Below are 19,595 nucleotides of genomic sequence, written 5' to 3' on the forward strand. Positions count from 1 at the left end.
AAGCCTGTCATTGAAGCGCGGCTTTGATCTCGAACCCCAGGTTGAAGTCGAAGCGCGATCATTCGCCGGAAGATGTTTTGTTTGGCGACTGGTAGTCGAACTGATGGTTCGCGTGGAGGGTGACGGTCTCCTGCCCGTCCGACCAGATGCCGAGGATGGGTGCATCGGTGCGGATCATGGGTTCCGTTCCATCATCGCATCCCGGCAGATGCTGACGGCGAACAGCCCGCCCATCTGGAACACGAGTGCAATGCAAGTCCGACACAGGCACCGCAGATGCCCGACGCGGCCAGCCACCACCATTAGCAGACTTAGGGCGAGCAGGGCGGACTGGGCCAGATAGAGGGGTGATTCTTTGAAGGGGAAGGGCCTCGAGAATCATGGTGCCAGGGATTCAGGCAAAGAACCGTTTGCCAATTCCGGGCGTGGGTGTCTGCCCTACCACGCGTGGTTGATCGTTTGGAAAGTCTGGGAAGAAACCGGAGGTGGCAGTCCTTTCCCGGCACCGGCTGGTTTGAAGCCCTGAGCGTCGATGGACTTGTTCAGCCTGCCGGTGAAAGCGCTCACGGCCTCATCCAGCAGCATCTGCTGCTCCGTGACATTGTAGTCGCTGAAATGGTCTTTCCAGGCCATGAACGCCACTTTTCTCTCAGCGGCAAACAGGCCGAGACTGAACTTGCGACCTGTGAGACCGTTCAAGACGAGCACATCCATCCCCACGTAGGGGAGCATGACGCCGCTTTTGAAGTAGAGCGAAGGGCCTTCTGCCGCCATATACTGCGGAATGCCATAGGGCACGAACGGGCGGGGAAGGATCAAAATTACAGCATCGGCGTGGTGCTGCGCGGCCAAGGACTTAGCAAAGTCACCGTAGATTTCGGAAACGTCCAGCCAGGCCCTGCGGTGTTTGGGCGGCGTGGGCGGAGGGTTGAGGTGGACGACTTCCGTGAAGCGCTGCTGCGCGGCATCTTTGACCGCCTGCTGCAGCCGTGACTCCAGGCCGGGCACGGATTCGTTGATGGCAGGCTTGTTGCCAAACACGGTGAAGCCGACCCGCACGCGCGCCAGACTGGGCTTGATATAGTTGACCACCACCACCCTGCGCACATGGAGGCGTTCGCTGACCGAGCTGGAGCAGCCCGGCAAAAGACAGACGAACAGCGATGCCAGCAGGAAACGAGAATAGAAATTCATGGGGAACAGCTGCTTCTAATAGCGAAGGCGAACCTTTGTCCAATCCGCAGTGACTGCGTGACAATTGATTCACCAAGCACAGGGCGGGTGGTGAAAATCACGTCTGAAAGCAGGCCAACAAAAAGCCCAGGATTCTCGCGAATCCCGGGCTTTGGGTCACTTGATCTGTGAGAAGCTTACGGCAGAGCGGTCTCGCCCATGAGGAAGCGGTCGCACTCGCGGGCGGCGCCGCGGCCTTCGTTGAAGGCCCAGACGACGAGGGACTGGCCACGGCGGCAGTCACCGGCGGCAAAGACGCCGGGGATGCTGGTGGTGTATTTCTCGTGCTCGGCTTTGACGTTGCTGCGCTGGTCGCGCTCGATGTTGAGGGCGTCGAGAAGAGGCTGCTCTGGCCCGAGGAAGCCCATGGCGAGCAGCACAAGCTGCGCAGGGAGGACTTTTTCGGTTCCAGGAATCTTCTGCGGGCCGAAGTTGCCCTTTTCGTCCTTCTTCCACTCGACGTTGACGACATGGACGGCTTTGACATTGCCATCGGCGTCGCCTTCAAAGTGGGTGGCGGTGGTGAGATAGACGCGGGGATCGTCGCCGAACTTGGCGGCGGCTTCTTCCTGGCCGTAGTCCATTTTGTAGGTCTTGGGCCATTCGGGCCATGGATTGTTCGCAGCGCGTTTGAGCGGCGGCTTGGCCATGATTTCAAGCTGGGTGACGGTGGTGCAGCCGTGGCGCACGCTGGTGCCCACGCAGTCGGTGCCGGTGTCACCGCCACCGATGATGACGACGTCCTTGCCGTCTGCGGTGATGTATTTGCCGGAGGGATCGAGCACGGCCTTGGTGTTCGCCGTGAGGAAGTCCATGGCGAAGTGGATGCCCTTCAACTCACGGCCTGGAATTGGCAGATCGCGTGGCTTGGTGGCACCGGTGCAGATAACGACGGCGTCGAAATCCTTGAGGAGCTGCTCGGCGGTGATGTCGGTGCCCACGTTGACGTTGCACTTGAAGATGACGCCGCTGTCTTCGAGCAGCTTCACGCGGCGGAGGACGACCTCGTTCTTGTCGAGCTTCATGTTGGGGATGCCATACATGAGCAGGCCGCCGGGGCGGTCAGCACGTTCGAATACGGTGACAGTATGGCCGACCCGGTTGAGCTGTGCGGCGGCGCTGAGTCCGGCAGGACCGGAGCCGATGACGGCGACTTTCTTGCCGGTGCGCTGATCAGGCACATCGGGTTTCACCCAGCCTTCTTCCCAGCCTTTGTCGATGATGCTGACTTCGATGTTCTTGATCGTCACCGGCGGTTCGTGAATGCCGAGCACGCAGGAGCCCTCGCAAGGAGCGGGGCAGACGCGGCCGGTGAATTCCGGGAAGTTGTTCGTCTTGTGCAGGCGGTCGAGCGCCTCTTTCCACAGGCCGCGGAAAACGAGATCATTCCATTCCGGGATGATGTTGTTGATCGGGCAGCCGCTGGCCATGCCGCTGATGAGGGTGCCGCTGTGGCAGAACGGAATGCCGCAGTCCATGCAGCGGGCGCCTTGATTCTTCAGGCGCTCCTCTGGCAGGTGCAGGTGGAACTCCTTCCAATCTTTGACACGCTCAAGCGGGTCGCGGTCTGCGGGGAGTTCGCGTTCGAATTCGATGAAGCCGGTTGGTTTTCCCATGGTCTCTTGTCTGTGAAAAGGTGATGTCTGTTGGTTTGTGACGCGTGATGTCGATGCTAGCTGCCGCCGATACGGGCGACGTCGCGGGCGTTGGCTTCAAAGGCGGCGTTGAGGGCGTCGTCGCCGGTGAGGCCGTCGTCCTTGGCCTTCTTGATGGCCTGGAGCACCCGTTTGTAATCCTTGGGCATCACTTTGACAAACTTGGGCACCATCTGCTCCCAGAGGGCGAGAACCTTGAAGGCTTTCTGGCTCTTGGTGAGGTCGGCGTGCTTTTTGATGAGTTCGTAGAGGCTGTCGATTTCCTCCTTGTCCTCGAGTTTTTCGAGGCCGGCCATCTGCGTGTTGCAGCGGGTGGCGAAATCGCCCTCTTCATCGAGAACGTAGGCCTCGCCGCCGCTCATGCCTGCGGCGAAGTTGCGTCCGGTGGTGCCGAGCACGACCACGCGGCCGCCGGTCATGTATTCGCAGCCGTGGTCACCCACGCCTTCGACGACAGTATCGACACCCGAGTTGCGCACTGCGAAGCGTTCACCGGCCCTGCCACGCAGGAAGAGCTCGCCGCTCGTCGCGCCATAGAGCGCGGTGTTGCCGGCGATGATGTTGTCTTCGGCGGCAAAGTCGGAACCTTCCGGCGGATAGATGATGATGCGGCCGCCGCTGAGGCCCTTGCCGATGTAGTCGTTGCCGTCGCCTTCGAGCTCGAGGGTGACACCCTTGGGAACAAAGGCACCGAAGCTCTGACCGGCAGTGCCGTTGAACTTGATGTGGACGGTGTCGTCCGGCAGACCATGCCAGTGGCGCTTGGTGATCTCGTTGCCGAGGATCGTGCCGACGGTGCGGTTGACGTTGCGGATGGCGACGGTGGCGGTGACTTTTTCACCCTTCTCGATGGCCGGTTTGCACAGGTCCAGAAGTGTGGTGATGTCGAGCGAGCGGTCGATGCCGTGATCCTGCACTTCGGTGCAGAAGCGTCCGACTTCGGGGCCGACGTCCGGCTGATAAAGCAGGTTGGAGAGGTCGATGCCGCGAGCTTTCCAGTGATCGATCGCGTCGCGGGCCTCGAGCACTTCTGTGCGGCCCACCATTTCCTGCAGCGTGCGGAAACCAAGCTTGGCCATGAGCTCGCGCACTTCCATGGCGATGAAGCGCATGAAGTTGGCGGCATGCTCGGGATCGCCGCTGAACTTGGCGCGCAGTTGCGGATCCTGGGTGGCGACACCGACAGGGCAGGTGTTCAGATGGCAGACGCGCATCATGATGCAGCCCAGGGTGACGAGCGGAGCGGTGGCGAAGCCGAACTCCTCAGCGCCGAGCAGTGCGGCGATGATGACGTCACGACCGGTTTTCATCTGGCCGTCCGCTTCGACGACGATGCGGCTGCGCAGATTGTTGAGGACGAGGGTCTGATGGGTTTCGGCGAGGCCGAGTTCCCATGGCAGGCCGGCGTGTTTCACGGAGGTCTGCGGGGAGGCGCCGGTGCCGCCGTCGAAACCGGAGATGAGAACGACGTCGGAGTGAGCCTTGGCCACGCCGGCGGCGATGGTGCCGACGCCGACTTCGGAGACGAGCTTGACGCTGACGCGGGCTGCGCGGTTCGCGTTCTTCAGGTCATGGATTAGCTGGGCAAGGTCTTCGATGGAGTAGATGTCGTGATGCGGAGGTGGCGAGATAAGGCCGACACCCGGCGTGGAGCCACGCACCTTGGCGATCCAAGGATAGACCTTCGAGCCAGGAAGCTGGCCGCCTTCACCGGGCTTGGCGCCTTGGGCCATCTTGATCTGGATTTCGCGTGCCTGGGACAGGTAGAGGCTGGTGACGCCGAAACGACCGGAAGCGACCTGCTTGATGGCGCTGTTCTTCGAGTCACCCTTCTCATTGGTCCAAGTGTAGCGTTCCTCATCTTCACCGCCTTCACCGGTGTTCGACTTGCCGCCGATGCGGTTCATGGCGATGGCGAGAGATTCGTGCGCTTCTTTGGAGATGGAGCCGTAGCTCATCGCGCCCGTCTTGAAGCGCTTCATGATGGACTCGATGGATTCGACTTCCTCAATCGGCACCGCCTTGCGTGGCTTGAAGTCCAGCAGGCCGCGCAGGGTGTAGAACTGCTTCACCTGCGTGTTCACCAGGGCGGTGTACTGCTGGAAGGTTTCGTAGCTGCCGGTGCGCACCGCCTTCTGCAGGGTGTGGATGGTGAGCGGATTGAAGAGATGGGCCTCGCCTTCCTTGCGCCACTGGTAATCACCGCCGACGTCGAGGGCGTGGACCTGGGAATCGCGTTCTGGGAAGCCGCGCAGATGGCGCTGGATGGCTTCTTCGGCGATGACCTTGATGTCGCTGCCTTCAATGCGGGTGGCGGTCCAGGTGAAGTATTTGTCGACCACACTCTGGCTGAGGCCGACGGCTTCAAAGATCTGCGCGCCGCGATAGCTCTGCATCGTGGAGATGCCGATCTTCGAGGCGACCTTGATGACGCCCTTGGTGGCGGCCTTGATGAAATTGTACACCGCCGTCTTGTGGTCCACTTTGACGAGGAGACCCTGACGGATCATGTCATCGAGCGTTTCGAAGGCGAGGTAAGGATTGATGGCACCGCAGCCGTAACCGATGAGCGTGCAGAAGTGGTGCACTTCGCGGGGTTCGCCGGATTCCAGCACGAGATCGCACTGGGTGCGGGTGCCTTTGCGGATGAGGTGGTGATGCAGGCCGCCGACGGCGAGCAGGGCCGGAATGGCTGCCTTGTCAGCGCAGACGCCACGGTCGGAAAGGATGAGGATGTTCCACCCTTGAGTGATCAGTTCGTCTGCTTTGGCGCAGATCTTGGCCATGGCCTTCTCCAGACCGACAGCGCCCTCTTTCGGATCAAAGAGGATGTTGATGGTGGCGGCTTTGAACTGGCCCTGGGCCACGCTCTTGAGCTTGGCCAGATCTTCATTGCTGAGGATCGGCGTCTTGAGCTCGATCAAGTGGCAGCTCTCAGGCGTCGGATCGAGCAGATTGCCTTCCGCACCGATGGTGGTGATCGGCGAAGTGACGATTTCCTCGCGGATACAGTCGATCGGCGGGTTGGTGACCTGGGCGAAGAGCTGTTTGAAGTAATCGTAGAGCAGCTTCGATTTGTTCGAGAGCACGGCCAGAGGGATGTCGGTGCCCATGGAGCCGATGGCTTCCACGCCCTCTCTGCCCATGGGAACCATGAGCTTGCGCAGGTCTTCAAAGGTGTAACCGAAAGCCTGCTGGCGCTGCAGCATGGTTTCGTGGTCAGGCGGAGCCACTGGCTCACCGTCCTTGATGTCAGCCAGATGCACGAGGTGCTTGTCCAGCCACTCGCGGTAGGGCTTCTCAGCGGCAATCTTCGCCTTGATCTCATCATCGGGGACGATGCGGCCTTCTTCCATGTTCACGATGAACATCTTGCCAGGCTGCAGACGGCCTTTGAGCTTCACGTTTTCAGGAGCGATAGGCAGGACACCGGCTTCGGAAGCCATGATGACGAGGTCGTCCTTGGTGACGTAGTAGCGGGAAGGACGCAGGCCGTTGCGGTCCAGGGTGGCGCCCATCATGGTGCCATCCGTGAATGCCACGGAAGCCGGGCCGTCCCAAGGTTCCATCAAGCAGGAATGATATTCGTAGAAGGCCTTGCGCTGGTCATCCATGGACTCATGGCCGCTCCAAGGCTCAGGAATCATCATCATCATGGCATGAGGCAACGAGCGACCGCCCATGACGAGGAGTTCGAGCACGTTGTCGAACATGGCGGAGTCGGAGCCGCTTTCGTTGACGATGGGGAAGAGCTTTTTGACGTCCGGGAACAGCGGGCTGGCCAGCAGGGACTGACGTGCCTTCATCCAGCTGATGTTGCCACGCAGCGTGTTGATTTCGCCGTTGTGGGCGATGTAGCGATAGGGATGCGAGCGCTCCCAGCTTGGAAAGGTGTTGGTAGAGAAACGGGAGTGCACCAGCGCCAAGGCGGATTCCATGTCTGGATCCTGCAGGTCGAGGAAATACTTGCCGACCTGCTCGGGCATAAGCATGCCTTTGTACACCAGAGTGCGGGAGGACAGGCTGGAGCAGTACCAGAAGCTGTCAGCCTCTGCGGTGCGGATCGCGGTCACCGCGCGCTTGCGGATGATGTAGAGCTTGCGCTCAAAGGTCTGCTGATCGGGGCAGTTTTCACCGCGCTGCACGAAGGCCATGCGCATGAACGGCTCGCTGGCCTTCGCGGAGAGGCCGATCATGGAATTGTCCACCGGCACATCGCGCCAGCCGAGCACTTTCTGACCTTCTTCCTCGGCCACTTTCTCAAAGGCACGTGCCGCTGCGGCGCGCTCAGCTGCATCAGGTGAGCAGTAGGCCATGGCGACGCCGTATTGTCCTTCGGCAGGAAGGGTGAAACCCTCCTTGGCAGCCACCTTGCGCAGGAATTTGTCAGGCACCTGCATCAGGATGCCGGCACCGTCTCCAGTGTTCTTTTCACTGCCCACCGCTCCACGATGGTCCAGGTTGATCAGAATGGTGAGACCCTGTTGAACGATGGAGTGAGAACGTTTTCCCTTCATCTGACAAATGAACCCGACGCCGCAGGCGTCGTGCTCGAATTGCGGATCATATAGGCCTTGTTTCGGGGGGAGTCCGTGGTTTCTCATTTTTGCGTCAAAAGGGGGTCGGCATTTAGGCCATGCAAGGGAGTAAATCAACCAGCATTCTATCGGCCAAGATGGCACCTATTTTAAATCTCCGAAGCAATCCGGGGCGCGGCGCTGCCATGCGAGGCTCATCCGCCTTGCATCTGACGAGGCCAGCCGCTAAAAACAGCGCATGGTGAGATTAACAATTCTAGGCAGCGGCAGTTCGGGGAACTGCGCTGTTATTTCGACGGAACGCACCACGCTGCTCCTCGATGCCGGATTGAGCGCCAAGCAAATATGCCTGCGGCTGGACGCCTGCGGCTTTTCCCTCGACATGCTGGACGGCATCCTGCTGACGCATGAGCATCAGGATCACACGGGGGGGATTGAGGTTTTGAGCCGGAAACGCCAGGTTCCCCTGTTTTGCACTGCTCTGACGCAAGAAACTCTGGCTGGGAGCCTCGGATTTCGCAAACCGCCCATCTGGCGGCTGATGACGACGGGGGCGGCTTTTGAGTTTCAGGACCTGCGGATCGAGTCTTTTCCGGTGCCGCATGATGCGGTGGACCCGGTCGGGTTTGTGATTTCGGATGAGGAATCCCGTCTGGGGGTGCTCAGTGACGTGGGATTCGTGACGAATCTGATCAAAGACCGCCTCAGGAATTCCGACAGCCTCTTCATTGAGGCCAATTACGACACCCAGCTGCTGGAAAATGACACCAAGCGTCCTTGGTCCACGAAGCAGCGCATCAGCTCGCGCCATGGCCATCTTTCCAACGATCAGGCCGCGGAGCTCGTCCGTGAAATCGCTCATCCGGGGCTGAGTCACGTGGTGCTGGGGCATTTGAGCGACGACTGCAATGATCCCGCCACGGCCTCCCGATACATCAGGCAGGCCCTGGACTCTGCCGGAGCCCCTGATGCCCGGGTGGTGTGTGCCGAACGCCACAAGCCCACGCCGACCATCGAAGTCGTGCGTCGTCGGAGCAGCAGTGTGAGCTTCTGTGTGGCGGCTTCATCGGATTCCACCGGGCAGCTGGTCCTTTTTTGACATGAAAAAAATCATCCTTCGCGTCCTGCTGGTTCTGTTGCTTATCGAGGGGCTCTGGCTGGCATGGTGGGTTTTCGGGCGTTCCCCGGAGGAGCAGGTGCGTGCCGCGCAGGCGAATTTGATCGAGGCGGTTGAAAATCGTGACTGGAAGAAACTGGAGAGGCTGATGGCGCCGAACTACACGGATGCCTTTGGCCACAACCGTGACACGGCGATTCTGGACGGGCGCAAATATCTGAGCGGCTTCTTCACGCTGATCTTGAAGACGGAGCAAGCCACCCTCAAAGCGACGAAAGGGCAGGGGATGGTGACCACGATGATCCGCCTCGAAGGCAATGGCGTGGGATACAGCCACATGATCGTGGGGTATGTGAACCAGTTCACCGAGCCGTGGGCTTTCCACTGGAGCAATCCGGGCCGCTGGCCATGGAACTGGCAGGTGAACCAGATTCACCACAACCAGCTCGTGATCCCGCAAGTGCAAGAATGACCGCGCTGAGCGGGCCTCACGGCACGCCGTGACCTTTGGCAGCCTCCCAGAGGCCGTACCAGTCTTCGCGCTCCAGCTTGATGTCCGCCGCTTTCACCACAGCCTGTATGCGTTCCAGCTTGTTCGTGCCGATGATCGGCAGCGGGCAGGAAGGATGGGCCATGATCCAGGCGTAGGCGATTTGATCGAGCGTGGCGCCGTTGTATTTGGCGGAAAGCTCGGCGGCTTTGGCATGGAGGCGGACCGCGGCTGGATCTTCTTTTTCCATCAGGGCGCCTTTGGCCAGCGGTGACCAGGCCATGGGCAGGATGCGGTGGCGCTGGCATTGGTCGGCCGTGCCGTCATAGATCGGGTCCATGTGCAGGAGGCTGAACTCGACCTGGTTCGTTACCAGCGGCTGGTCCATGCGCGAGTTCAGCAGCTCAAACTGATGCACATTGTAGTTTGAGACGCCGGCGCTGCGGATTTTTCCATCCTTGAGCAGTTTGTTCAGGCCCTCGGCGGTTTCGTCGGCGCTGGTCAGCCAGTCGGGGCGATGCACGAGCAGCAGGTCGATTTCATCAATGCCCATGAAACGCAGCGATTTTTCCGCGCTTTTGATGATGCGGGCGGCGGTGACGTTGTAGTGGGCGACTTTTCGGTCGGGATGAAACTCGCAGGGGATGTAGATGCCGCATTTGGTGACGATCTCGATCTTGCTGCGGAAGGCGGGGTCGAGCTTGAGCGCGCCGCCGATGGCTTCCTCGACCTTGTAAACGCCATAGATTTCGGCGGTATCGAGCGTGGTGATGCCCATGTCTGCACAGGCCTTGAAGCGGCTGAGCAGCGCCTGCGGGGTACAGTTGGCCTTGTCCTCCTCATCGAGGATGCGCCAGGTGCCGTAAACGAGGCGTGAGAACTCAGGACCGTTGGGGGCGATTTTGTGGCGGGTGATCATGGGTGGGCGATCTTTGCTGGCCTTGCCTCGCAGGACAAACAAAAAACGGCATCTCTTGCGAGATGCCGTTTGGAAACAGGTTTTGAAACGGATCGCTTACTTCGTCAGGGCGCTGACCTTGACAGCGAGGCGGCTCTTCAGACGGGAAGAGGTGTTCTTCTTGAGAACGTTGGTCTTGGCGGCCTTGTCAGCGGCGGAAGCGAATTCGCTGAGGCTGGCGGCAGCGGCGGCGGCATCCTTCTTCTCAATGGCGGCGACCACCTTCTTGCGCAGGGTGCGGATGCGGCTCTTCACCGTCTGGTTGTGAGCGGTGCGGACCGTCGTTTTGCGGATGTCTTTTTCTGCGGAGCGGATGTTGGCCATAAAAGGAGCGGGGGAAAGGGGCGACGAGAATAGGACGACACCCCCCGCCTGTCAAACTGGAATCCTGTCTGTGCACAACTGGCAGGTTTTACTTGGCTCCGGAGGGCAATTCCGGTAGAACCGCTGCATACCACCCATGATCGAAGTCGAAATCTACGCGCCCGGCCTCCGTTCTGAGTCCAATGTGATGCAGCTCCGCAACCAAATGGACCACTTTCCCAAGGTCCGCTACAAGGTGGATGCCCGCCATGACCTGGTTTATTTCGAGATCGACAAGCCCGGGGACATCAGCCAGATGGAAATTCACCAGATCTTTGATGCCATCGACCTCCAGCCCCGGTTTGTGGGTCAGATTCCCGAGGAACTGCGCACGGGACAGACCACGAGGCTGGGCTAATTCAGAGCTTTTTGCAGCGCCTGGGCCACCTGTTTCATGCGGCCCAGTACGTAATACACCGTCTGGCTGCGCAGCCGAACCAGGTCCGCGCCGATGATGCGAGGCACAAAATCCTGCGGCACCGCCAGGACCTCGGTGAGCGTGGATCCATTCAGCCCCCGGCACATGATGGTGGCCATCGCTTTGGTCAGGGTCTGCACTTTGGGCCCCAGGCTGATGGCAAAATGAACGTGGTCGCCGTGCTCAAGGCGGGCGTGCACCCCGACGGTGTCGGTGCATTCCGCATCATGCCGCACGTCCTCCAGATCGAACTTTTCGCCCTCCTTGGGCGCGTGGGTGGCTGCGGCCGCCGCGAGGTCGATCAAATTTTCCCGTCGCTCGCCCTCGGGCAGCGATTCAAAAAAGGTGATCAGTTCGCCCAAGGCGGCGGGGTATTCGGACATGCTCACTTCTTGGCCGGTTTGAGCGCCAAATCCACCACAGGCATGGCGATGAATTTCTGCCACTGCGCCTCGCTTTCGGCCTGCGAGGCCACGCCGTCATGCACCCACAGGGCGTAGCGTACGCGCAGTTTTTTTTCCTCTGTGACCTCCACTGGGGTGTCCAGGCTCAGGCAGCAGCCCATCCAGCCGTCATTGCGCACGTGGAAGGCGGTGGGGTTGTGCGGGTTCATGGGATGATTCATCAAGGTGATACCGCCGAAACCGTCCGCGTCGTTGGTGATGCGCCCGCTGTAGTCGCACCAGCGCGCGGGTTTGCGGAAGACGGCCTCCTCATTGAGCTGCCCTTCGGAGTTCAAAATGCGGCCACCGCCGTCATGCACGCCGATGCTCTTCGCCATTCGCACCGCCACCAGTCCGAAGCCGGTGGCGCCAAAGGTGGTGGTCTTGCCCTTCGGGGGTGAAAATTCCAGGTCGATGATCATGAACCAGCTTTTGGCGCCGTCGATGGGGCGGATCTCCGTGCGGCGCACCTCGGTAAGCTGAAGCGATTTGTCTGCTTCGCTGATCCAGTGGTTCACCATGCGCATGGAGGCAAACTCGTCGGTGTCTTCATAGCCTTCACGCGAGACCTCCACGTTGACGATGCGGCCCTGCTTCTTGGCGTAGTCGCCCCAGAAATCGAGGTCGTTTACCATGTTGTGCGTCACCCACACGCTGTTGTGGTGGGAATGCGTGAGTGGATCATGCGGATGGCCCATGCGTGAGAGGCTGACATCCTTGGAAGCCCGGATGGGGTGCCAGAACGGGCGCATGTCCTGCGGATCAAAATGCATGGCGGTCAGTTCCCGTCCGTCGAGTTGGAATGAGGTGATGTGGTGCGGCATAGGAACGGCCTGCACCCGTGGGATGGGTTTGGCAGTGGGCAGCTGCGCCAGGGCTGCTGACGCAGAAATTAAAAACAGGATGGAGTGTTTCAGCATCTCTCCACAACGCTGCTCCACGGTGCCCTTTTCCATTCTCAGTTCTTCCATTTCGCAGATAACTCGCCAGAATCCCCGCTTCCACCCATCCATGAAGCACATCCTTCTTTCACTCCTCCTCGCTACCGCATCCTTTGCGGCCACGATTCCCGAAGCCGCCAAAGTCGGCCAGTTTTTCGCTGGCTGTCAGGCCTACAGCTTCCGCATGTACAATGTGTTTGAAGCCATCGACAAAACCGCGCAGTGCGGTGGCAAGACCATCGAATTCTACCCCGGGCAGAAATTTTCCACCGCCAAGCCGGATGCGAAGTGGGACCACAATGCCACGCCGGAAATGATCGACGAGGTCATGAAGCATCTGGAAGCCAAGGGGCTCACAGCTGTTGGCTACGGTGTGGTCAAGCTCGGCCAGGATGACGCCGCGAACCGCAAGATTTTCGAATTCTGCAAAAAGCTGGGCATTGGCGTGATCGTCACGGAGCCCGATGTGACAGCGCTCGACAAGATCGAAGCGCTTGTGAAGGAGTTCGACATCAAGATGGCCATCCACAACCATCCCAAGCGCCCGCTGGACCGCGCCTACATGTTCTGGGACCCGAACTACGTGCTCGGCCTCGTCAAAGACCGCGATCCCCGCATGGGAGCCTGTGCTGATGTGGGCCACTGGGTGCGCAGTGGTTTGAATCCTGTGGATTGCATCAAGATTCTCAAAGGCCGCATCTTTGACAGCCACATGAAGGACCTCAATGAGTTTGGCGATGTCAAAGCCCATGACCTTCCCTTTGGCACCGGCAAGAGCGACATCCCGGCCATTCTCGCTGAATACACCGCGCAGGGCTTTCCCGGCCCCCTGCACTGCGAATACGAGTACCACTGGGAGACCAGTGTTCCGGAAATCACCCAGTGCCTGGACTTCGTGCGCAATTGGAAGCCTGCGAAGTGAGGTGGACGATCTTTCTGAGAAGCAGGGGACTGAGGTCCCCTGCTTTTTTTGTGCTTATTTGGTCTCGCCCATCAGCTGCTTGACCGTGGGCTCAATGGCTTCGGCCCAGATGCGGTAGCCTTTTTCGTTGGGGTGGAGGAAGTCGGGCATGATGTCTTTTGTGATCAAACCTTCAGGCGTGAGGAACTTCGGGCCGATGTCGAGAAAGGTGACGTTGTGGGTGCCGTTGAGCTTGGCGATGATGCCGTTGATTTCGGAGATCTTCTCGCGCTGAGGGTTGGGCTTTTCGCCGCGAGGGAAGATGCCGAGCAGGAGGATCTTGGACTGCGGCAGGCGCTTATTTAACTCCAGCACGATGGCCTCGATGCCTGCGGCGATGTCGGGCGCGGAGCAGGTGCCCGTGTTGTTTGTGCCAATCATCATGACGACGAGCTTTGGGGCGATGCCGTCAATCGCCCCATACCTCAGCCGCCACAGTACGTTCTCCGTCTTATCCCACCCAAAGCCGAGGTTGCCTGCATTGCGCGGGGCATAAAATTCGCCCCAGGTCTGCTGACCGCGTAGCGCGTAGCTGTCGAACTGCTCGCCGCCGAAAAAATGCGTGATGGAGTCGCCGATAAAGAGGATCTGCGGCTTCGCGTGTGCCACTGCCTCGCTGGTCAGTTCATGTCGTTTTAGCCAGTCATACTGCGGCCAGCTGCGGTCCTGCGTCACGGGCACGACGGTGCTCGGCAGTGGTTTGTGTCCGGAAATCGGTTCAAAGGTGGCCTGCACCGCTTCGCTCATAGTCTTGCGGTCCCGGCTGAAGGCCCGTGCTTTCAAATGGCCACCGGACGCCAGATCGATGGGGATCAGGTAGGGATTGGATTTCGCGATGGGATCCGCGCCGTCGAGTGTGTAAAGGATCGTGGTGTCAGGGGTCGTGGTCTCGAGGGTCACGATGCCGCTTGGACTGCGCTTTGTGGTGGGTGGCGCGAGTTGCAGCGCAGTCTGAGCGCAGAGCTGGGTGCTGAAAACAAGCAGGGAGAGAAGCAGGTGTTTGCTCATAGAAGTGTGAGGCTAACAAGAATGCCGCGCGCTGTCCATGCGAGCGTGCGAATCCAGTTGGTGAGGATGAGGCGGCGGATGAGAGGGGCATCGAAACCACGTCCGAGCCGGGTGTGAATGGGGGCCTGAAACACTGCCGTGGTGAGCCAGATGATGGGGATAAGGCCCGTGCTGATGATGAACGGCTGCGCTTGGTGCCCTTCATAAAGAAGCCATGCGGCGGTGGCGGCCTCCATGAATAGCAGGGGCGCGACGATGAGGCCGATGCGGAAGCAGTGGGCGAAGTGATAATCTCGAAACTCCGCCGGGGCCACTCGCCGGAACTGGGGATAGACGAGGATCTGCACAACCCAGATCAGGCCGACCAGCATCCATGTGACCGCGAGGTGGATTGAGAAGAGCCAGGTCATCGCGCTCAGGGCTGAATGGATCCGACGTCTGCGGCTTGATGCAGCTTCTGCATCTCGGCATCGCTCAGGGCGCGGTTGAACACTGCGAGGCCGCCGAATTTGCCGATCGTGGCCTCTCCGGTCATCGAGCCGACGGCCATGCGTGCGCCGACGGTGAAGTCGGACGGGGCGATCTTGGTTTGTGCATGCAAAGCGGGATCGTATTTGAAGATGCCGCGGCCATGGTAGTAGGGGTTCATGCCGCGATCTTTGCCGTCAGGGCCTTCCTTGATGAAGTAGGGATCGTTGCGTTTGTCTTTCACGGCATCCAGCGTGCGCAGGTCGAGCACGCCGTTGATGTAGGCGCGGATGTATTTTGAGTCGTAGGTGAAGGCCAGCGTGCACCACTGCTCTTCGGGAACTTCGAGCTTGGTGGCTGCGTAATCGGCGCACCAAGGAAATTTGGTGCCGCCGGCTCGCATGGTCACGCCGCCTTCGCTGCTGATATGGGGCACGAGATTGCGCGGGCCACCGTAGGTGGGCATGTTCATGAGCAGCGCGTACTGACGTGTGCCGGTGTCATCGTTCGCACCTTTGCCCTCGCTCCACATGCCGGCGATGGTGCGGCTCTTTTTGAGATCGACGATGCGCACGACGGCGAAAAGTGTCACCTGTGCCTCCTTGCCTGAGATGTTCAGGTCACCCGTCTCGGCATGCTTGATTTCAAAATACTGATGGCCGTTCAGATCCGCCGAGTAACCAGAGAACGGTCCGCCTGCCACACGCTTGATGGGGCCGTTCACCTCGCTGAGCGGGTGTTTTTCCAGTGTGCCTTGTGAGACACGTTTCTGACCTGCTTCCTCTCCAAAGGTCCAGAAGCCGACAAGGCCGGGTGTCTTTTCGATGATGGTGGCGTCGCCGGCAAAGGCTGATGTCAGGGGGAGGAAGAGGACGGGAAGAATTCGGATCAGGGAGCGCATGGAATGGAGGAGGATGGCAGGCTCATCGAGGCTTGGGAAGGATGTTTTTGGACATCAAAAATAAGGTCCGGCTGCGAACCCGTCGGTCGTAGTGCGTGGGAAGTGCAAAAGAGTCGCGGCTTCAGTGACGTAGTTGCCTGTGCCCATGTCTTTTCACCTTGCCGTCTATTGTCGTGTCCTTGCCCGTGCTTTGAGCTGCGGCGTATTGGCACTTCTGCCAACTGCGGCGCTGGCGGTGGATTATGAAAAGGAGATCAAGCCTCTGCTGAAGGAGCGCTGCTACGCCTGCCATGGGGCTTTGAAGCAGAAGGCAGGTCTGAGGCTGGACACCGCCGCCGCCATGCACAAGGGCGGTGACAATGGCAATATTTTATCCGGTGATCCTGGACTGCTGCTGGAGCGCGTGACGACGGCTGACAAGGATGACCGAATGCCACCGGAGGGCGAGGGGTCCATGTTCACAGCGGAGCAGGTGGCCAAACTGCAGGCCTGGGTGGCTGCCGGGGCTCCGGCTCCTGCGCAAGAAAAGCCTGAGGATGATCCGCGTGCGCACTGGGCCTACCAGCCGCCCAAATCCTCCGGTCGTTCCTTGGATGCGCTGCTGGCCGCGCGCCTTGCAGCGAAAGGCTTGAAGCCGCAGCCGGAGGCCGCGCCGGAGCTATGGCTGCGCCGCGTTTATCTGGATCTCATCGGGCTGCCGCCCACGCCTGTGCAGATCCATGCCTTTTTGAAGGACACTTCGGCTCCTGCGCGATTGCGGCTGGTGGATCAACTCCTGAGCACACCTCAATACGGCGAGCGCTGGGCGCGCCACTTCATGGACATCTGGCGCTACTGTGACTGGTATGGACTGGGCGCGCAACTTCGACACAGCCAGAAGCACCTCTGGCACTGGCGCGACTGGATCGTGGAATCACTCAATGCCGACAAGGGCTACGACCAGATGATTGTGCAGATGCTGGCTGCTGATGAGCTCGCGCCGGAGGACCGCGACAATTTGCGTGCCACCGGCTTCCTGGCCCGCAGCTACTACCTTTTCAACCGCACCACCTGGCTGGATGAGACCATTGAGCATACCTGCCGAGCATTCCTAGGACTGACAATGCAGTGTGTGAAGTGTCACGACCACAAGTATGATCCCATCGAGCAGACGGACTACTACCGCATGCGTGCCATTTTCGAGCCGCTGCATGTGCGCCTCGATCCTTGGGAAGGCGAATCTGATTTCGAGAAGAACGGGCTGCCACGTGTGTTTGACCTGCATCTTGATCAGCTGACCTACCGCCATGTGCGCGGCGACGAAAAGAATGAGGACAAGTCTCGGCCTATGCCGCCCGGTGTGCCGCGTGTGCTGGAGTTTGCCTCATATGAGGCCAAGGCTGTGAAGCTGCCACCTTCCTCTTCCAGACCGGTGCTGCTGCCGTTTGTGCTGAAGGATCATCTCGCGGCAGCGGACCAGCTGCTTGCGCAGGCGCAGAAGGCCGGGGATGCCGGCGCGGTGAAGCTGGCGGGTCTTCGCCTCGCCATGATTCAGGCGGTGTATGCTGCTGATCTTGCCCAGGGGGACAAGGCCATCGCGCAAGCGGCGGCGCTGGCCGAGGCGCGTTATGGCGAAGCCAAGGCGGAGGAGGAGCTTGCGAAAGCAGAGGCCGCGCCCAAGGCCAAGGATGCAGACAAGAAGATCAAGACAGCGCGGGAGGCGCTGGAGAAAGCCAGAAGGAAGGTGTCCGCGCCGGGCGACACATACACTTCGCTGACTGCGAGTTTCAAAGCGCAGGAAGGCCCCGGAGAGAATGGCAATGCCAAGGTGCAAACTTATCCCGAGACCAGCACGGGCAGGAGGCTGGCGCTGGCGCGATGGATCGCCGACAAGCGTAATCCGCTCACGGCGCGGGTGCTGGTGAATCACGTGTGGGCGCGGCATTTTGGCGTACCGTTGGTCGTGGATGTGGGTGACTTTGGCCGTCGCGCCACTGTGCCGCTGCATCAGGATGTGCTCGACAGTCTGACGACGGGCTTCATGGAGAACGGCTGGAGCATGAAGTGGCTGCATCGCACCCTGGTGCTGTCGGAATTGTACCGGCGCAGCTCCTCCAATGCGGGCGCTGATCCCCAGACTCTCGCGGCAGATCCTGACAATCACTTTCTGTGGCGCATGAATTCGCGCCGCATGGAAAGCCAGCTCGTGCGCGACAGCCTGCTGCACCTTTCCGGCCGGCTGGATCTTACTCTGGGCGGTCCGAGCCTGGATCCTGCCAAGGCCGAGACCAGTCCGCGGCGTTCATTGTATTTCATTCAGAACGCCGATGTGGAGCACCGCTTCCTGGCCGTCTTTGACAACAGCAACGTGTTGGAGTGTTACCGCCGAAATGAAAGCGTGGTGCCGCAGCAGGCGCTGGCGCTGACTAACAGCGGGCTCAGCCGTGAGTGTGCGAATGCGCTGGCTGCTTCGATGACCAAGATCGATGCGCCCACATTTATTGATCAGGCGTTCCTAGCCATCCTGGGCCGTCTGCCGCTGGAGGCCGAGCGACAGGCCAGCCTCGAAGGCTTCCATGCCTTGAACGAGGACCGCAGTCTGTTTCTTCAGGCTCTCATCAACCACAACGACTTCGTCACCCTGCGATGACACCACGCCTTCCACCCACGCCTTTCTTGCGCCGCGATATCCTCGGCGGACTCGGCAGCATTGCCATGGCGTCTATGCTTCGGGGGGAGGAAGCATGGCTGCCGCCCGATGGTCTGCCGATGATTCCTCAGCGGGCCAAGCGGGTGATCTGGCTCTTCATGCGTGGCGGGGTGAGCCACATGGAGAGCTTTGACCCGAAGCCCATGCTCACGAAGTATGCGGGCAAGTCCATTGGCGAGACGCCTTACAAGGACGTGCAGAATCCCGAGAAGCTCAAGAAGGTGCGCGTGGTGGTGGTGAACGATGCGAACGGTCAGCAGCGCAACGTCATTTACCCCCTGCAAACCGGCTACAAACGCTACGGGCAGTGCGGGGTGGAGATCAGCGACTGGTTTCCGAACATCGGCTCCTGCGCGGACGAAATCGCTTTTATTCGCAGCATGTGGACCACGGATGACAACCATGGGGCGCAGGTGCAGTTCCACAGCGGAAGGCACATGCTGGAGCCACGGGTGCCGACGCTCGGCGCCTGGGTGACCTATGGCCTCGGCTCGATGACGGATAATCTGCCGTCCTTCATCAACATGGGGCCGCGTTTTTTTGATGTGCGGGACGGCCACTATCTTGGCCCCGCCTATGACGCGGTGAACCTGAAGGTGGATCCGAAGAATCCGCTCACCTATGCCGCGCCAGAGTTTCAGATTGGCAGGCAGCAGCAGGAGGCCCAGTTTGATCTCATCCACCGTCTCAATGGATTGAATGCGGAGCAGTATCCTGGAGACAAGACGCTGGCTGCGCGCATGAAGAGCTACCAGCTGGCCTACAACATGCAGACTGCTGTGCCGGAGACGATGAACCTCGAAGCGGAGAGCGAGGAGACGAAAAAACTCTATGGCATGGATGACAAGGTGGCGGAGCCGTTTGCCCGGCAGCTCATCGTGGCGCGTCGTCTCGCGGAGCGTGGGGTGCGTTTCATCCAGCTGCAGCATGGCGATGGGGCGGCGGGTGCGTGGGACTCGCATTCCGGGCTGAAGAAGAACCACTCCAGCCTCGCACAGCAGGTGGACAAGCCTATCTCCGGCCTGCTGAAGGATCTCAAACAGCGTGGGATGCTGGATGACACGCTCGTCGTCTTTGCCACCGAGTTTGGCCGCACGCCGGGCTCCCAAGGGAGCGATGGCCGTGATCATCATCCGTATGGCTTTAGTGTGTGGATGGCTGGGGGAGGCATCAAGGGCGGCACGATCCACGGCGGCACCGATGAACTCGGTTTTCATCCGGTGGAGCACCCGCACTACGTGACGGATGTGCATGCCACCATCCTGCATCTGCTTGGGCTGGATCCGCATCGCCTGGAAATCCCCGGCCGCAAGCGACTGGAGCGGGATTTCGGGAAGGTGATTCCGCAGATCCTGGCGTGAGGTAAAAAATATCAGTTGCCGATTTAATGGACGAGTGTCCAATATATCGTC

At 60.0% G+C, this 19,595-nt stretch carries 16 protein-coding genes; 6 read left to right on the plus strand and 10 right to left on the minus strand.

Features of this window, described 5'->3' with window-relative positions; all coding sequences use genetic code 11:
• Nucleotides 1-438: 438 nt before the first annotated feature.
• The 3 genes from AC3RLQ_RS26315 to gltB form a co-directional block, all read right to left on the minus strand.
• The gene (locus AC3RLQ_RS26315) at nucleotides 439-1,194 is read right to left on the minus strand and encodes a hypothetical protein (protein ID WP_493031650.1); all 756 of its coding nucleotides are present in this window, start codon (nucleotides 1,192-1,194) and stop codon (nucleotides 439-441) included.
• A 176-nt stretch (nucleotides 1,195-1,370) separates the two neighbouring features.
• Nucleotides 1,371-2,849, minus strand: a complete 1,479-nt coding sequence (locus AC3RLQ_RS26320; RefSeq protein WP_493031651.1) for a glutamate synthase subunit beta — start codon at nucleotides 2,847-2,849, stop codon at nucleotides 1,371-1,373.
• Between the two features lie 56 nt (nucleotides 2,850-2,905).
• Nucleotides 2,906-7,492: a glutamate synthase large subunit gene (gltB, locus tag AC3RLQ_RS26325; RefSeq protein ID WP_493031652.1), complete on the minus strand. Its 4,587-nt coding sequence runs from the start codon at nucleotides 7,490-7,492 to the stop codon at nucleotides 2,906-2,908.
• Nucleotides 7,493-7,664: 172 nt separating this feature from the next.
• Between gltB and AC3RLQ_RS26330 the strand changes: the two genes are divergently transcribed.
• Nucleotides 7,665-8,525: an MBL fold metallo-hydrolase gene (locus AC3RLQ_RS26330; RefSeq protein WP_493031653.1), complete on the plus strand. Its 861-nt coding sequence runs from the start codon at nucleotides 7,665-7,667 to the stop codon at nucleotides 8,523-8,525.
• A gap of 1 nt (nucleotide 8,526) precedes the next feature.
• Nucleotides 8,527-9,015 (plus strand): hypothetical protein, encoded by a 489-nt coding sequence (locus AC3RLQ_RS26335; protein WP_493031654.1) that lies wholly within the window; start codon nucleotides 8,527-8,529, stop codon nucleotides 9,013-9,015.
• 16 nt (nucleotides 9,016-9,031) lie between these two features.
• Here AC3RLQ_RS26335 and AC3RLQ_RS26340 read toward each other — a convergent pair whose 3' ends face one another.
• Both AC3RLQ_RS26340 and rpsT read right to left on the minus strand, forming a co-directional pair.
• Nucleotides 9,032-9,952 carry an aldo/keto reductase gene (locus AC3RLQ_RS26340; RefSeq protein ID WP_493031655.1) on the minus strand — a complete coding sequence of 307 codons (921 nt, stop codon included), beginning with the start codon at nucleotides 9,950-9,952 and terminating at the stop codon, nucleotides 9,032-9,034.
• Nucleotides 9,953-10,048: 96 nt separating this feature from the next.
• Complete coding sequence (gene rpsT, locus AC3RLQ_RS26345) at nucleotides 10,049-10,315, minus strand: 30S ribosomal protein S20 (RefSeq protein ID WP_422314598.1); 267 nt, start codon at nucleotides 10,313-10,315, stop codon at nucleotides 10,049-10,051.
• 136 nt (nucleotides 10,316-10,451) lie between these two features.
• On the opposite strand from rpsT, the gene AC3RLQ_RS26350 reads away from it, so the two are divergent.
• Complete coding sequence (locus AC3RLQ_RS26350) at nucleotides 10,452-10,712, plus strand: hypothetical protein (protein ID WP_294395960.1); 261 nt, start codon at nucleotides 10,452-10,454, stop codon at nucleotides 10,710-10,712.
• On the opposite strand, the gene AC3RLQ_RS26355 is transcribed toward AC3RLQ_RS26350, so the two are convergent.
• Nucleotides 10,709-11,155 (minus strand): SufE family protein, encoded by a 447-nt coding sequence (locus tag AC3RLQ_RS26355; protein WP_493031656.1) that lies wholly within the window; start codon nucleotides 11,153-11,155, stop codon nucleotides 10,709-10,711. The two genes, AC3RLQ_RS26350 and AC3RLQ_RS26355, sit on opposite strands and share 4 nt — an antisense overlap.
• 2 nt (nucleotides 11,156-11,157) lie before the next feature.
• On the minus strand, nucleotides 11,158-12,186 hold the full coding sequence (locus AC3RLQ_RS26360; protein ID WP_493031657.1) for a DUF6807 domain-containing protein: 1,029 nt from the start codon (nucleotides 12,184-12,186) through the stop codon (nucleotides 11,158-11,160).
• Nucleotides 12,187-12,226: 40 nt separating this feature from the next.
• Between AC3RLQ_RS26360 and AC3RLQ_RS26365 the strand changes: the two genes are divergently transcribed.
• Complete coding sequence (locus AC3RLQ_RS26365) at nucleotides 12,227-13,078, plus strand: sugar phosphate isomerase/epimerase family protein (RefSeq protein ID WP_493031658.1); 852 nt, start codon at nucleotides 12,227-12,229, stop codon at nucleotides 13,076-13,078.
• A 54-nt stretch (nucleotides 13,079-13,132) separates the two neighbouring features.
• Here AC3RLQ_RS26365 and AC3RLQ_RS26370 read toward each other — a convergent pair whose 3' ends face one another.
• From AC3RLQ_RS26370 to AC3RLQ_RS26380, 3 genes are read right to left on the minus strand one after another with little or no spacing between them, the layout of a single operon-like run.
• The gene (locus AC3RLQ_RS26370) at nucleotides 13,133-14,125 is read right to left on the minus strand and encodes a GDSL-type esterase/lipase family protein (protein ID WP_493031659.1); all 993 of its coding nucleotides are present in this window, start codon (nucleotides 14,123-14,125) and stop codon (nucleotides 13,133-13,135) included.
• Nucleotides 14,122-14,535, minus strand: coding sequence for a hypothetical protein (locus AC3RLQ_RS26375; RefSeq protein ID WP_493031660.1), 414 nt, complete (start codon nucleotides 14,533-14,535; stop codon nucleotides 14,122-14,124). Before AC3RLQ_RS26375 ends, AC3RLQ_RS26370 begins: the two co-directional genes overlap by 4 nt.
• Nucleotides 14,536-14,540: 5 nt before the next feature.
• Nucleotides 14,541-15,494, minus strand: coding sequence for a hypothetical protein (locus AC3RLQ_RS26380; RefSeq protein WP_493031661.1), 954 nt, complete (start codon nucleotides 15,492-15,494; stop codon nucleotides 14,541-14,543).
• A 145-nt stretch (nucleotides 15,495-15,639) separates the two neighbouring features.
• Between AC3RLQ_RS26380 and AC3RLQ_RS26385 the strand changes: the two genes are divergently transcribed.
• Together AC3RLQ_RS26385 and AC3RLQ_RS26390 are read left to right on the plus strand one after the other, a co-directional pair.
• Nucleotides 15,640-18,123 (plus strand): PSD1 and planctomycete cytochrome C domain-containing protein, encoded by a 2,484-nt coding sequence (locus AC3RLQ_RS26385; RefSeq protein ID WP_493031662.1) that lies wholly within the window; start codon nucleotides 15,640-15,642, stop codon nucleotides 18,121-18,123.
• Nucleotides 18,120-19,544, plus strand: a complete 1,425-nt coding sequence (locus AC3RLQ_RS26390; protein WP_493031663.1) for a DUF1501 domain-containing protein — start codon at nucleotides 18,120-18,122, stop codon at nucleotides 19,542-19,544. Before AC3RLQ_RS26385 ends, AC3RLQ_RS26390 begins: the two co-directional genes overlap by 4 nt.
• The last annotated feature ends 51 nt before the right edge of the window (nucleotides 19,545-19,595 follow it).

It is taken from the genome of Prosthecobacter sp. GW821-HT29F12 (genome assembly GCF_058803405.1).